At 51.7% G+C, this 14,652-nt stretch carries 14 protein-coding genes; 8 read left to right on the top strand and 6 right to left on the bottom strand.

Annotated elements, in window-relative coordinates; all coding sequences use genetic code 11:
* Positions 1-185 precede the first annotated feature (185 nt).
* The 3 genes from M1F17_RS20820 to M1F17_RS20810 all read left to right on the top strand — a co-directional run bounded on the left by M1F17_RS20820 (position 186) and on the right by M1F17_RS20810 (position 3,625).
* Entirely contained in the window at positions 186-1,727 is a 1,542-nt protein-coding gene (locus tag M1F17_RS20820; RefSeq protein WP_000050481.1) for an IS91-like element ISCR1 family transposase, read from the top strand.
* Positions 1,728-2,049: 322 nt separating this feature from the next.
* Entirely contained in the window at positions 2,050-2,976 is a 927-nt protein-coding gene (locus M1F17_RS20815; protein ID WP_063864593.1) for an extended-spectrum class A beta-lactamase PER-4, read from the top strand.
* A gap of 73 nt (positions 2,977-3,049) precedes the next feature.
* Entirely contained in the window at positions 3,050-3,625 is a 576-nt protein-coding gene (locus tag M1F17_RS20810) for a glutathione S-transferase family protein (protein WP_001176353.1), read from the top strand.
* A 38-nt stretch (positions 3,626-3,663) separates the two neighbouring features.
* On the opposite strand, the gene M1F17_RS20805 is transcribed toward M1F17_RS20810, so the two are convergent.
* Entirely contained in the window at positions 3,664-5,505 is a 1,842-nt protein-coding gene (locus tag M1F17_RS20805; RefSeq protein WP_032495614.1) for an ABC transporter ATP-binding protein, read from the bottom strand.
* Between the two features lie 370 nt (positions 5,506-5,875).
* Between M1F17_RS20805 and M1F17_RS20800 the strand changes: the two genes are divergently transcribed.
* Positions 5,876-6,577: a hypothetical protein gene (locus M1F17_RS20800; RefSeq protein WP_032495674.1), complete on the top strand. Its 702-nt coding sequence runs from the start codon at positions 5,876-5,878 to the stop codon at positions 6,575-6,577.
* Here the strand turns inward: M1F17_RS20800 and M1F17_RS20795 are convergent.
* Both M1F17_RS20795 and M1F17_RS20790 read right to left on the bottom strand, forming a co-directional pair.
* Positions 6,550-6,879 (bottom strand): hypothetical protein, encoded by a 330-nt coding sequence (locus tag M1F17_RS20795; protein WP_033917513.1) that lies wholly within the window; start codon positions 6,877-6,879, stop codon positions 6,550-6,552. The genes M1F17_RS20800 and M1F17_RS20795 overlap by 28 nt on opposite strands.
* Positions 6,880-7,377: 498 nt before the next feature.
* Positions 7,378-7,608 (bottom strand): hypothetical protein, encoded by a 231-nt coding sequence (locus tag M1F17_RS20790; protein ID WP_032495677.1) that lies wholly within the window; start codon positions 7,606-7,608, stop codon positions 7,378-7,380.
* A 2-nt stretch (positions 7,609-7,610) separates the two neighbouring features.
* On the opposite strand from M1F17_RS20790, the gene M1F17_RS20785 reads away from it, so the two are divergent.
* The 3 genes from M1F17_RS20785 (at position 7,611) to M1F17_RS20775 (ending at position 9,389) form a co-directional block, all read left to right on the top strand.
* Complete coding sequence (locus tag M1F17_RS20785) at positions 7,611-7,928, top strand: DMT family transporter (RefSeq protein ID WP_071211019.1); 318 nt, start codon at positions 7,611-7,613, stop codon at positions 7,926-7,928.
* Positions 7,922-8,761: a sulfonamide-resistant dihydropteroate synthase Sul1 gene (gene sul1 / locus M1F17_RS20780; protein ID WP_000259031.1), complete on the top strand. Its 840-nt coding sequence runs from the start codon at positions 7,922-7,924 to the stop codon at positions 8,759-8,761. Before M1F17_RS20785 ends, sul1 begins: the two co-directional genes overlap by 7 nt.
* A 127-nt stretch (positions 8,762-8,888) precedes the next feature.
* The gene (locus tag M1F17_RS20775; RefSeq protein WP_000376623.1) at positions 8,889-9,389 is read left to right on the top strand and encodes a GNAT family N-acetyltransferase; all 501 of its coding nucleotides are present in this window, start codon (positions 8,889-8,891) and stop codon (positions 9,387-9,389) included.
* Positions 9,390-9,778: 389 nt separating this feature from the next.
* On the opposite strand, the gene istB is transcribed toward M1F17_RS20775, so the two are convergent.
* Together istB and istA are read right to left on the bottom strand one after the other, a co-directional pair.
* The gene (gene istB, locus M1F17_RS20770) at positions 9,779-10,564 is read right to left on the bottom strand and encodes an IS21-like element IS1326 family helper ATPase IstB (protein ID WP_000983249.1); all 786 of its coding nucleotides are present in this window, start codon (positions 10,562-10,564) and stop codon (positions 9,779-9,781) included.
* Positions 10,551-12,074, bottom strand: coding sequence for an IS21-like element IS1326 family transposase (gene istA, locus M1F17_RS20765; protein WP_001324342.1), 1,524 nt, complete (start codon positions 12,072-12,074; stop codon positions 10,551-10,553). Before istA ends, istB begins: the two co-directional genes overlap by 14 nt.
* Positions 12,075-12,196: 122 nt before the next feature.
* Here istA and M1F17_RS20760 point away from each other — a divergent pair, with 122 nt between their 5' ends.
* Positions 12,197-13,741, top strand: a complete 1,545-nt coding sequence (locus M1F17_RS20760) for an IS3 family transposase (RefSeq protein WP_000287615.1) — start codon at positions 12,197-12,199, stop codon at positions 13,739-13,741.
* 50 nt (positions 13,742-13,791) lie between these two features.
* Here the strand turns inward: M1F17_RS20760 and M1F17_RS20755 are convergent, their stop codons facing one another.
* Positions 13,792-14,652, bottom strand: a complete 861-nt coding sequence (locus M1F17_RS20755) for a TniB family NTP-binding protein (RefSeq protein ID WP_000344784.1) — start codon at positions 14,650-14,652, stop codon at positions 13,792-13,794.

Here is a 14,652-nt window from a genome sequence, read left to right as displayed (position 1 = left end):
AGTATTGTGATTGGTGGAGCAATAGCACCCTGAACCCAAAACCTTCTCGCTCAACCGGTAGTGGCTGATAACAACTCGTGAGGGCTATTGCGGGTTAAGCATTTAGCGATGTCTAGGGCCAGACTGGACGTCTGAACGCAAGCCGCTGATACTGTACATAACCACAGTATCAGCGGAGGATACCCATGTCGCTGGCAAGGAACGCCACGGCGAGTCAATCGCCCACTCAAACAAACGGTTACGAACGCCACCAACCCGACCAGACGCTGCTCTACCAGCTGGTTGAGCAGCACTACCCAGCCTTCAAAGCCTCACTCGAAGCCCAAGGTCAACACCTGCCTCGCTACATCCAACAAGAATTCAACGACCTCCTCCAATGTGGCCGTCTGGAGTATGGTTTCATGCGGGTTCGCTGCGAGGATTGTCATCACGAGCGTCTGGTCGCCTTCAGCTGTAAACGACGCGGCTTTTGCCCTAGCTGCGGTGCCCGCCGGATGGCCGAGAGTGCGGCGCTGCTGATAGACGAAGTCTTCCCCAAGGAGCCCATTCGCCAGTGGGTGCTCAGCTTTCCTTTCCAGCTACGCTTTTTGCTGGCTCGCCATCCCCAGCTGATGGGCCAGGTCTTGAGTATCGTCTATCGTACACTCTCAACTCATCTGATCAAAAAAGCCGGTTACACCAAAGCCTCTGCACAAACTGGCTCAGTGACTCTTATCCAACGCTTTGGCTCCGCGCTAAATCTCAATGTCCACTACCACATGCTGTTTCTCGATGGTGTCTATGCCGAAGATGACTATGGCAAGCAACGCTTCCATCGTGTCAAGGCACCCACTTACGATGAGCTGAATACGCTCGCTCACACCCTCAGCCATCGCATCGCTCGCTGCATGGAAAAGCGTGGGATTTTGGAGCGTGATGCCGAGAATACGTGGTTGACACTGGAAGAGGGCGAAGACGATACGCTGACTCAATTACATGGTGCTTCGGTTACGTATCGCATTGCCGTCGGCCCCCAGCAAGGGCGCAAAGTCTTCACCCTGCAAACCTTGCCAGGGCGTGAGGATAAAGCCGACTCAAGCAGTCGAGTAGCCAACCATGCTGGTTTCTCGCTACACGCCGGTGTGATGGCCGAAGCGCATCAGCGGGATAAGCTTGAGCGCTTGTGTCGCTACATTAGTCGGCCAGCGGTTTCAGAAAAACGTCTGGCATTAACCGCCAATGGGCAGGTGCGTTACGAGCTCAAAACTCCGTACCGCAATGGCACCACCCATGTGATCTTCGAGCCGCTGGACTTCATCGCCAAACTCGCTGCGTTGGTACCTAAGCCGCGAGTCAACCTCACACGCTTCCACGGCGTCTTTGCACCGAACAGCAAACACCGAGTTCAAGTAACACCCGCCAAGCGGGGCAAGAAGCCCGACAAATCGGAAGGTCTCGATACTAACTGGCGTGACAAGAGTCCTGCAGAGCGCCACCGCGCCATGACCTGGATGCAACGCCTCAAGCGAGTCTTCAATATTGATATTGAAGTTTGCGAACACTGCGGCGGTCACGTCAAAGTGATTGCCAGCATCGAAGATCCGAAGGTCATTGAGCAGATTCTCAAGCATCTGAAACAGAAAACAGCCAAGGCGAATGCCGCCAAGCAGCGTGAGCTGCCACCAGAACGAGCGCCGCCACTGACTCCCAGCCTGTTCGATCCATCACAGAGTCGTCTCTTTGACTGACGACCCCAAATCCAACACTGCTCAACACTGCCAACTTTTAAACGGGGCGGTGGGGCAGTTTGTATCTCTCGAGCTATCAGGCTAGAGATTTTACCGCCAAATCGAACCTTATTAGAGCGGTTTAGGCTGGACCGGCAGTTAAAATTGGGGCTTGAGCGGTAAACGAGTGAGGGAATTTCAGGTAAGATACTTCGGATGAGGAGCAAAAAGGTGGTTTATACTTCCTATACCCAAAAAGGTGGTTTATACTTCCTATACCCTAAAAAGGCAGCTTTGGCTGCCTTTTGTATAATTCATATCGACTTATCAAAAGGACAATCCGATGAATGTCATTATAAAAGCTGTAGTTACTGCCTCGACGCTACTGATGGTATCTTTTAGTTCATTCGAAACCTCAGCGCAATCCCCACTGTTAAAAGAGCAAATTGAATCCATAGTCATTGGAAAAAAAGCCACTGTAGGCGTTGCAGTGTGGGGGCCTGACGATCTGGAACCTTTACTGATTAATCCTTTTGAAAAATTCCCAATGCAAAGTGTATTTAAATTGCATTTAGCTATGTTGGTACTGCATCAGGTTGATCAGGGAAAGTTGGATTTAAATCAGACCGTTATCGTAAACAGGGCTAAGGTTTTACAGAATACCTGGGCTCCGATAATGAAAGCGTATCAGGGAGACGAGTTTAGTGTTCCAGTGCAGCAACTGCTGCAATACTCGGTCTCGCACACCGATAACGTGGCCTGTGATTTGTTATTTGAACTGGTTGGTGGACCAGCTGCTTTGCATGACTATATCCAGTCTATGGGTATAAAGGAGACCGCTGTGGTCGCAAATGAAGCGCAGATGCACGCCGATGATCAGGTGCAGTATCAAAACTGGACCTCGATGAAAGGTGCTGCAGAGATCCTGAAAAAGTTTGAGCAAAAAACACAGCTGTCTGAAACCTCGCAGGCTTTGTTATGGAAGTGGATGGTCGAAACCACCACAGGACCAGAGCGGTTAAAAGGTTTGTTACCAGCTGGTACTGTGGTCGCACATAAAACTGGTACTTCGGGTATCAAAGCCGGAAAAACTGCGGCCACTAATGATTTAGGTATCATTCTGTTGCCTGATGGACGGCCCTTGCTGGTTGCTGTTTTTGTGAAAGACTCAGCCGAGTCAAGCCGAACCAATGAAGCTATCATTGCGCAGGTTGCTCAGACTGCGTATCAATTTGAATTGAAAAAGCTTTCTGCCCTAAGCCCAAATTAACAGACTATCAGCACTATCTAAGCCGCTGACTCTGGTTGTACACTAAAGCTATGGTTTGAAATTGGAGTAGGTTATGCAGTTATTAGGTTCAGTGGCTTCCCCTTTTGTTCGTCGTTTACGTTTAGTACTGGCAGGGCAACCTTATCAGTTTGTAGCGCTTAATATTTTTGAGTCTGAAGGCCGTTCAGTGTTGGTACAACATAATCCGGCACGCAAAGTGCCTGTGTTAGTGGATGGAGAGCAGGTTATTTTTGATTCAGGCGTAATTTATCGTTATTTGGCTTCGAAACTGAAATTCAAACCATTGAGCTGGGATCAGGAAAACGGTCTGACGACCATCAATGCCTGCACAGACTCCTTGGTTGAATTACTGCTTTGTAAGCGCTCAGGTTTTGACGTGACTGAAGATAAATTGTTTTTTAATCTTCAGCATGAGCGAATTCAGGCGACGCTAGAGGCACTTGAGCAACAAATCAGGGCAGGGCATTTCGGTGACTGGGACTATCCTGGTATCAGTCTGTTCACTTTAATCGACTGGATATTGTTCCGCGATTTAGTCGACTTAAAACCCTTCCCTGTATTATTACAGTTCAGAAATGCGCATTTAAACCGGCCGATGGTCGCTGAAACCGACCCGCGTTTAAGCTAAAAACAACAGGTCAGAGCCAAGACTCTGACCTTTATTATTTATTCCACACCAATAAAGCCGCCGGTTTGATGCGCCCATAATTGAGCGTAAATACCGCCTTTGGCGATCAGTTCCTGATGACTGCCTTGTTCCACAATACGACCTTGATCCAGAACGATCAGCCTGTCCATAGCTGCTATGGTAGATAAACGGTGTGCAATGGCTATAACCGTTTTGCCTATCATCAACTGAGTCAGACTATGCTGAATAGCTGATTCTACTTCGGAGTCCAGCGCTGAGGTGGCTTCATCCAAAATCAGAATAGGGGCGTTTTTCAGTAAAACCCGAGCTATTGCAATACGTTGACGTTGACCACCAGAAAGCTTGACTCCACGTTCGCCCACCTGAGCGTCGTAGCCACTGTTGCCTTTAGGATCGGTAAGCTCCTGAATAAAAGCATCGGCTTCGGCTAAACGGGCTGCTTCAATCATTTCCGCTTCGGTAGCGCCAGGACGACCATATAAAATATTTTCCCTTACAGTACGGTGTAGCAGGGAGGTATCCTGGGTCACCATAGCTATATGAGCGCGAAGACTTTCCTGTGATACAGTTTTGATGTCCTGACCGTCTATCAAAATCTGGCCTGAATTGACATCATAAAAGCGCAGCAGTAAGTTCACCAGCGTGGATTTACCAGCACCAGAACGGCCGACTAAACCTACTTTTTCACCGGGTTTAATCGACAAGTCCAGACCATCAATCACAGGACCATGTTCACCTGCTGCTTTGCCGTAGTTAAAGTTCAGTTGCTTAAACTCAATCTGACCTTGTGGCACTTCAAGCGGCTTCGCATCAGCTTTGTCGATGATTTGCTGAGGCTGAGACAAAGTCGCAATACCATCTGCCACAGTACCTATGTTTTCAAACAGTGCACTGACTTCCCACATGATCCACTGCGACATACCATTTAAACGCAGCGCCAGACTGACTGCGATGGCAATAGAGCCCACAGTGACGGCATTGACAGACCAAAGCCATATCGCCAGCGTGGCAATAGAGAACACCAACAGATAGTTCAGACCCTGCACACAAATATTGAGCCAGGTAGCCAGTCGCATTTGTCTGTACACAGGCACCAGAAACAGCTGCATGCTATCGCGGGCGTATTCTGACTCACGAGCCGTGTGTGAAAACAGTTTAATAGTGCTGATATTGGTGTAGCTGTCGACAATACGGCCTGTCATTTCTGAACGGGCATCGGCTTGTTCTGTTGCAACTTGTTTCAGTCTCGGCACAAAATAAAACTGCAAGCCGGTGTATATGACTAACCAGGCAATCATCGGCAGTACCAAGCGCCAATCTGCATCGGCGATCAGATACAACATAGAGCCAAAATACACCACCACATACACCATCACATCCAGCAGCTTGGTGGCCGTTTCGCGCACTGCCAAAGCCGTTTGCATCACTTTAGTGGCGATGCGACCAGCGAATTCATTCTGGTAGAAACCCAAACTTTGTTTCAGTAAATAACGATGCGCCAGCCAGCGGATCGACATAGGGTAGTTACCCAATATAGTTTGGTGGATCAGGGCTGAGTGAAAAAATACCAAACCAGGCAACACCAGCAACATCACTATGGCCATAGTGATCAAGGTATCCTGCTCTTCCTGCCAGAAAGTAGCCGGATTCTTGGTTACCAACCAATCGACTAATTGCCCCATATAGCCAAATAAGGACACTTCTAATGCGGCCAGTAAGGCTGTCGCAATAGACATCAGGATCAGAGGCAACACCATGCCTTGACTGTAATGCAAACAAAATGCAAACAGGCCTTGAGGTGGCTGAGTTGGCTCTTTATCAGGGAAAGGGTTGGTTAAGCGTTCAAAAAAGCCCAGCATAAAATTCCTCTGCAGCAACGAAAAAGGCAGTTATTGTACGTCAAAGTTTAAAAAACAGATGTAACTATTTGATGAAAGCCCGGTTTAGAACGGCCATCTTATTTTATAACCGATAGCTTGTGACTCGCTTTTTTGCTGAACAGAACAGCAGATTGTTGAAAATAAATACAAAAAATCTGAAAAATCCAAAAGATGCTATATCACATGAACTCAGCAGCTTAGATTTATTGAAGGACCGTTAATAGGTAATAACTGGAAAATCTATAACTTAGCTTCTGTTTTGTCAGCTTGCAAAGGACTTTTTGCTTTCTACACTGAAAATACAGAGTACCCGAATCAGGGTGTTGTCTCGTCTTACAGGAGTGTTGAAATGGATGCCAAAGAATTATTGGTCTACATGAAGCAGGCAGAACTGCAAGCTGAGTTAGTCGTTGAGGCTGGTCAGCAACTGGACAGAGCCATCAAACAATTACATGACTGGTCTGAAGACTGGGATTGTCAGCGCCGGGCTTGTGAAGATATGTACGATGCCGTGCATTTAATTCTGATCCATAGCTATCAATTATCCCGGATTTTCTGGCCCGCCAAGTGTTGCGGAGAACTGGGGCTGGATTTGTGTCATAGAGCCATGGCGCTGCGAAGTGAAATCAACCTGCCTGATCTAAACCATCCACTGCGGAATGAGGCGTTATGGCGTCATGCAGATGAGCTGGATCATTCAGTGCGGGATAATACTGCTCTGCGTCGTTATCAAGCGCATCATTTAACCGGTTTTAATCAGGTGATCACCTGGATGGATAATGAAGCCATGTTTTGCTGGCTTGAACCTGCCAGTAAAACCTTTGTGTTTCATGCCGAGGAGTTTGCTTTAGCCCAATTACTGGATGCTGTGCATCAGGTTCAGCAAGATATTCAGAATTTTCTTAACAAGCAGCATCAGTCAAATCTAAAGGTGGCCAAAGCTGGCGTGCATCACTATGAGAAGCAGTGGGGGGCATTTAAAATAAGACAAGACAGATCTTGTCCACAGCTTTGTTGTTATGACTACTTATCTAATTTAATAAATCCGTAGGCAGAAATCTCGCTGAGCTTATGTTCTCTGATCTTTTTTGCGACTTCTGCTTGGTAGTCTTCAATGTACAGGTGCAAAAAATCTTTAAACTCTTCATCCAAAGCACGTCTATCCACAGAGTTACCGAACCGTTGCGCTTCGTATGCAAGCAGGCATAATCTATGCGCCCGGATCTCCATATCAGCGGCCACCTGCTTTTCGATAATGTTTAATGCATCTGACATTCCAATCAACTTCTTGTAGAAAAACAGACTTAACAGTAAAAAGCCAAACGTAATTGCAGACATAACAAAAGTCAGCATTCCTGAAGTTCCTTTCTGTGCTTGACGGCTCCTGATATGGACCATAAAAATATCGCTAAAATTGCTGCGATATTTATAGCTGGTATTCCATATTTGTATATACCACCCAATAGATCAGTGCCAAATATGACTCTGTCTGTGAATCTCGCTACCTGCAGAACAGAGTGCATCAAGATGCTTAAACAAATGAATTGAGTGATTTGTTCAACCGCCCATACGAATTTTCTATGAATAACCCAGATGATACCAAGCGTCAATGTTTGACATATCACCCAACTTGGGTACCAAAGTAAGCGAGCGAGCTCAGGAGATGTTTCAGATATCCCCATCAGCAAAGGAGCAATCCTGTCTTGAGCTAATCCCGATAAAGTGAGTATCAATATGGTTATTCGTGCAGATTTACTGGCCGACCAGACTAAGGACAGCAGTAGAGAACCTATGCACAACACCCATAAGTACTCAGCAAGAGTCGTAATAAATGTCCCCACAAACTACCTCTTATTTTGGTGGTTCATTACCCCAGCCACCACCTAATGTAGTCAGTGTTGGATTTATTGCTTTAGATTCTTGCTGCTCTGCAGCCAGCTTCGCCTTTGCTTCAGCAGATAAGGTGACAGTGTCTGCAGTAGAGGGTGCTGTTGTAGTGGTGGTTTTAGCCTGAGCAGCAGGAGCAACAGTTTGTATTGTTGATGTAGCCGCTGTGCCCGGAGTATTTAAGTTGATTTGCATAACTGTTCCTTACCATTGTCACTAAATCAGAAAACAAATGTACCGAGGGCTTTACTAAGCTTGCCCCTTCCGCCGTTGTCATAATCGGTTATGGCATCGCATTTTATTTTCTTTCTCTGGTTCTGAAATCCATCCCTGTCGGTGTTGCTTATGCAGTCTGGTCGGGACTCGGCGTCGTCATAATTACAGCCATTGCCTGGTTGCTTCATGGGCAAAAGCTTGATGCGTGGGGCTTTGTAGGTATGGGGCTCATAATTGCTGCCTTTTTGCTCGCCCGATCCCCATCGTGGAAGTCGCTGCGGAGGCCGACGCCATGGTGACGGTGTTCGGCATTCTGAATCTCACCGAGGACTCCTTCTTCGATGAGAGCCGGCGGCTAGACCCCGCCGGCGCTGTCACCGCGGCGATCGAAATGCTGCGAGTCGGATCAGACGTCGTGGATGTCGGACCGGCCGCCAGCCATCCGGACGCGAGGCCTGTATCGCCGGCCGATGAGATCAGACGTATTGCGCCGCTCTTAGACGCCCTGTCCGATCAGATGCACCGTGTTTCAATCGACAGCTTCCAACCGGAAACCCAGCGCTATGCGCTCAAGCGCGGCGTGGGCTACCTGAACGATATCCAAGGATTTCCTGACCCTGCGCTCTATCCCGATATTGCTGAGGCGGACTGCAGGCTGGTGGTTATGCACTCAGCGCAGCGGGATGGCATCGCCACCCGCACCGGTCACCTTCGACCCGAAGACGCGCTCGACGAGATTGTGCGGTTCTTCGAGGCGCGGGTTTCCGCCTTGCGACGGAGCGGGGTCGCTGCCGACCGGCTCATCCTCGATCCGGGGATGGGATTTTTCTTGAGCCCCGCACCGGAAACATCGCTGCACGTGCTGTCGAACCTTCAAAAGCTGAAGTCGGCGTTGGGGCTTCCGCTATTGGTCTCGGTGTCGCGGAAATCCTTCTTGGGCGCCACCGTTGGCCTTCCTGTAAAGGATCTGGGTCCAGCGAGCCTTGCGGCGGAACTTCACGCGATCGGCAATGGCGCTGACTACGTCCGCACCCACGCGCCTGGAGATCTGCGAAGCGCAATCACCTTCTCGGAAACCCTCGCGAAATTTCGCAGTCGCGACGCCAGAGACCGAGGGTTAGATCATGCCTAGCATTCACCTTCCGGCCGCCCGCTAGCGGACCCTGGTCAGGTTCCGCGAAGGTGGGCGCAGACATGCTGGGCTCGTCAGGATCAAACTGCACTATGAGGCGGCGGTTCATACCGCGCCAGGGGAGCGAATGGACAGCGAGGAGCCTCCGAACGTTCGGGTCGCCTGCTCGGGTGATATCGACGAGGTTGTGCGGCTGATGCACGACGCTGCGGCGTGGATGTCCGCCAAGGGAACGCCCGCCTGGGACGTCGCGCGGATCGACCGGACATTCGCGGAGACCTTCGTCCTGAGATCCGAGCTCCTAGTCGCGAGTTGCAGCGACGGCATCGTCGGCTGTTGCACCTTGTCGGCCGAGGATCCCGAGTTCTGGCCCGACGCCCTCAAGGGGGAGGCCGCATATCTGCACAAGCTCGCGGTGCGACGGACACATGCGGGCCGGGGTGTCAGCTCCGCGCTGATCGAGGCTTGCCGCCATGCCGCGCGAACGCAGGGGTGCGCCAAGCTGCGGCTCGACTGCCACCCGAACCTGCGTGGCCTATACGAGCGGCTCGGATTCACCCACGTCGACACTTTCAATCCCGGCTGGGATCCAACCTTCATCGCAGAACGCCTAGAACTCGAAATCTAACGTCCGTTCGGGCATCGAGGTCCATGTCGGGGTGGGACGGGCCCGTGGCTTCAAGATCACTTGCAGTCCGACCGCGATGTCTTGGTTGCGCGAGAGGTTGTCGATATCTGTTGATTTGGGGGTCTGAAGGCCAATAGAACGAAAACGTACGTTAGTGAAGTAACTGTCTGATATATCGAAACATAATGTACATTGGAAAACGCCATCAAAACGGTGTCTTTTTAATCGAAAATTGGCACTTAACGGACTTTCTTGTCTACTAATCGATTTTTCAGACGATAATTTTCCTCTTACCGTACGTTTTCGTACGGTTGGACCTCAAACCCCATTTGCACCCAAATTTGACCCGGGATTTGCATTGAATTTTGACCCACCCCTTGTTGTCAGAATTATGTCTCGATTTTCAGTTTGCGGGTCTGTTTTTCCTCCTGCTTATTCTGAGTTGAACTGTGTTTGAAGCGGTAACTTTCATTGCCGGTTTCCAGGATGTGGCAGTGGTGGGTTAGTCGGTCCAACAACGCTGTTGTCATCTTTTCATCGCCAAACACTCGGCTCCATTCCGAGAAGCTCAAGTTGGTGGTCAGTATCACGCTGGTTTTTTCGTACAGCTTTGAGAGCAGGTGAAACAGCAGTGCCCCACCGGTTTGGCTAAAAGGCAAATATCCCAGCTCATCCAGAATCACCAAATCGGCATACAACAGACGGTTTGCGATTTGTCCCTGACGCCCAGATGATTTCTCTTGCTCCAGTGCATTGACCAAATCCACGGTGGAGAAGAAACGCACCCGTCGGTTCAAGTGCATCACTGCTTGTGTACCAATGGCTGTGGCCAGGTGAGTCTTGCCTGTGCCTGGCCCACCAATCAGCACCACGTTCTGGGCTTGTTCCATGAAGTCGCACCGGTGCAATTGTTTGACCGTGGCCTCATTAACCAGGCTTTGACTGAAGTCAAAGCCCACCAAGTCCCGATACACGGGGAACTTGGCCACCCGCAATTGATAGTTCACCGAACGTACTTCACGCTCTGCCACTTCAGCTTTAATCAAGCTGTCCAGCATGGGCAAGGCTTGATTAAATGCTGGTGAATTCTGATTGCCCAACTCCTCAATGGCGTGTGCCATGCCAAAGAGTTTCAAGGATTTGAGGATTCTCACATGGCCTTCATGCTGCATCATGGGCTCTCCTTAAACTGTCATAGCGGTTCACGTTGGCCTGTGGTTCCAATGTCAGCCTTAACCCCTTGGGAATTGGAATCGGTTTGGGTGGAGGTTCTTCGGTCAAACGTCCCAACAGATTAAGCACATGCTCCTTCGATGGCTTGCCACACTCCAATGCCAATTCCACAGCACTGAGTACCGCACCTTCATCGTGGTGCAATACAAGGGCCAGAATTTCCACCATGTCACGGTCACCGCCGGGGCGTTGCAGCAAGATGGATTGAAGCTTCTTGAACGCGGGTGGCAATTCAGCAAATGGCGCACCATTGCGCAACGCCCCAGGTTTCTTCTGAAGCACAGACAAGTAATGGTGCCAGTCGTATTGTGTGTGGCCACGCCGAGCGTGGCCACTGCCAAACAATCTTGGATGCTCGGCAATGTGTTGGCCTTCGGCAGCCATCACCAGCTTGTCTGCATAAATCCGAAGGCTGATGGCCCTGTTGGCGTAACTGGCAGGAACGCTGTAGCGATTGCCCTCGTGGTGAACAAGGCAGGTTGAAGTGACTCGCTTGGTTTGCTCCACGAATGCATCAAAGGCATTGGGTAGCGCCATCAACTCGCCTTGTTCATCGGCAAAGGCCTCTTGCACGGTTTGGTCCAATTCGGGGTGGCGCAGCTCAGACCACAGCGCTTTGCAGCGATGCTCAAGCCACACATTCAAATCAGCAAGGCTTTGAAAGTCTGGTGCCCCTTGCCACAGGCGTTGGCGGGAATCCTGCACGTTCTTCTCAATCTGGCCTTTCTCCCAACCCGATGCTGGATTACAGAACTGCGCATCAAACAGGTAGTGGCTGACCATGGCAGTGAACCGCTGATTGACCCTGCGCTCTTTGCCACGCCCCACCGAATCCACAGCGGTCTTCATGTTGTCGTAGATGCCGCGCTTGGGAATGCCACCGAAGATTTGAAAGGCATGCCAGTGGGCATCAAACAGCATTTCATGTTTTTGCTGGTAGTAAGCCCGAAGCACAAAGGCCCGGCTGTGGGCCAACTTAAACTGGGCAATCTGAAGTTTGACCTGTTTGCCCGCTATGCGGGCAAAGTCCTCACTCCAATCGAATTGGAAGGCTTCGCCACAAGCAAAGCGCAAGGGGATGAAACAACCCTTGCCCGAGGTTTGCGCCTTGAACTGTTCGGAATCTTTCCACTGTCGGGCAAAGGCACACACTCGGTCATAAGACCCGGTAAAGCCCAAAGCGACCAAATCCCGGTACATGCTGCGCAGGTTTCTGCGCAGCTTCTTTGTCTTTTTGTGCTCGGTGGAGAGCCACTGCCTTAACTTGGGCTCAAAAGGACTTAACTTGCCAACGCTGTCTCGCGCTGGGTACTGCGGTTCAACCACCTTGCTTTGCAAATACTTGCGAACGGTGTTCCTGGACAGGCCGCTTCGTCGGGCTATTTCCCGAATCGACGCACCATCGCGAAAATGCCAGCGTCGAATTGCGCTCAATATCGCCACGTTTATCACTCCTTGATTTCTCCCGCCATATCCAGACGGGAAACAGTGTCATACGTGGGTCAAATTTCGACGCAAATCTTTACCCTAAGTTGGGGTGCGGACAAAATCTTGGACTACTTTAGGAGTAGTTCATGTATTCGTATGAAGATCGCCTTCGAGCCGTGAGGTTGTACCTGAAGCTTGGGCGCCGGATGAGCGCCACACTACGGCAGCTGGGATACCCCACCAAGAACTCGCTGAAGGCCTGGTTGGCAGAATTCGAACGGAATCAGGATCTTCGCCGAGGCTATCAACGGATAAAACGGCAGTACACCGATGAGCAAAAGCAACGGGCAGTAGATCACTATATCGAACAAGGCTACTGCCTGAGTCACACAATCCGAAGCCTGGGCTACCCAAGCCGCGAGGCCTTGCGTGCCTGGATCCGTGATTTACGCCCTGAATTCGCTAGGACGGTCGTCGGCAGCAGCGCTCCCACAGTCGCCCGCTCTCGCCTCGAGAAGCAGCAAGCCGTCATTGCACTGAACCTGCGCGTAGGTTCGGCAAAGGATGTGGCCGACACTGTCGGTGTATCGCGACCAACGTTGTATAACTGGCAGCATCGATTACTTGGCAAAGTGCCCCTAAAACCCATGACAAAGAAGAAAGGTGACACCTCGCTCGAGCAGCGGCATGAGGCACTACTCAGGGAACTGGCCGAACTGGAGAGCCAGAACCAGCGGCTTCGCATGGAGAATGCAATTCTGGAGAAGGCGAGTGAATTGATAAAAAAAGACATGGGCATCAACCCCCTCGAACTGACAAGCCGAGAAAAAACGAAGGTGGTTGATGCCCTCAGAGTCACGTTTCCATTAGCCAATCTGTTGTGCGGCCTGAAGCTGGCGCGCAGCACATACTTCTATCAACGCCTGCGGCAGACGCGGCCCGACAAGTACACGCAGGTGCGTGAGGTCATTCGGACTATCTTCGAGGACAACTACCGCTGCTATGGCTATCGACGCATTGATAGTGCCTTGCGCCTTGGTGGCATGCGTGTGTCCGAGAAGGTCGTGCGTCGCTTGATGGCGCAAGAGCGTCTGGTCGTGAGAACACCGCGCCGCCGGCGCTTCTCGGCGTATGCTGGCGACCCGACACCAGCGGTCCCGAATCTGCTGAATCGCGACTTTCACGCGTCGGCGCCGAATACGAAATGGTTGACCGATCTGACGGAAATACACATTCCGGCAGGGAAGGTCTACGTCTCGCCGATCGTCGATTGCTTCGATGGGCTGGTGGTGGCCTGGAATATCGGCACCAGCCCGGATGCGAACCTGGTCAATACCATGCTGGATCACGCGGTACGGACACTGCGACCCGGTGAGCATCCGGTTATCCATTCGGACAGGGGCTCGCATTATCGCTGGCCTGCGTGGATCCGCCGCACTGAAAATGCCCAATTAACGCGGTCGATGTCCAAAAAGGGCTGCTCGCCAGACAATGCTGCATGCGAGGGCTTTTTCGGACGATTGAAGACCGAACTAATCTACCCGAGGAATTGGCAGCACGTGACGCTGAAAGACCTCATGACGCGAATCGATGCCTATATCCACTGGTACAACGAGCGCCGCATCAAAGTGTCGCTTGGCGGGCGTAGTCCCATCGAGTATCGTCATGCGGTCGGATTGATGTCCGTATAAACCGTCCAAGAAATCGTCCGCACCCCCAGTGGGTCAATTTTAGATGCAACTCAACAGGCCATGCTGAGTGTGCGATGGTTGATCGCTTCCTCGCCGCTCTCCACGGCGACGATGGCCGCCGCCATCAGCAAGTGCGCCAGTTCCCCTATGGTGCCCTCGCTGCGTGTGAGCAGGTAGCGAGCCATGTCCAGCGTGGCAATTGGGGAAGGCCGGCGCAGCGGGAGCGAAGCGGCGAAGCTGGCCAGCAGTGAGCAGCAATCGTCGTTGGCCTCCCATACCGGCAGCATCATCGGCTCGAAGCGATTTTCCAACTGGTCATCGGAGCGGATGGCTAGGTAGGCGTCGCGCGTGCCTACCCCAACCAACGGGATGCGCAGTTCGTTGCCGAGGAAGCGCAGCAGGTTGAGGAATTCCCGGCGGTTGACGCTGTTGCCGGCCAGCACGTTGTGCAGCTCGTCGATCACCAGCATGCGCACGCCGACCTTGCGCAGCAGTGCCAGAGCCAGTTGCTCCATTTCCGGCAACCGTGGGCGTGGGCGCAGCGGCGCGCCCATCGCGGCGAGCAGCGCGACGTAGAAGCGGATCACGGACGGCTCGGACGGCATCTGCACGACCAACACCGGGATGTGCTCCTGGTCGGCGTCGGAGCTGGCCGGGTGGGTGCGGCGGAACTTCTCGACGATCATCGACTTGCCATTGTTGGTCGGGCCAACCAGCAGCAGGTTGGGCATGCGTTGCTTGTTTGGCCACGCATAAAGGGCTTCCAGCCGGTTCAGCGCCTCGACTGCGCGCGGATAGCCGATCCAGCGGTCGGCGCGAAGGCGCTGGATGCGCTCGTCCGCCGGAAGACGGGCCAAGCCCTGGGCCGCCGGCAGCAGGTGGGACAGGTCGATGATGGGATATTCGTCCAC

This window comes from Providencia sp. PROV073, assembly GCF_033688125.1.
Taxonomy (GTDB): Bacteria; Pseudomonadota; Gammaproteobacteria; order Enterobacterales; family Enterobacteriaceae; genus Providencia; species Providencia hangzhouensis.
This window is presented reverse-complemented; position numbering and strand designations above follow the sequence as displayed.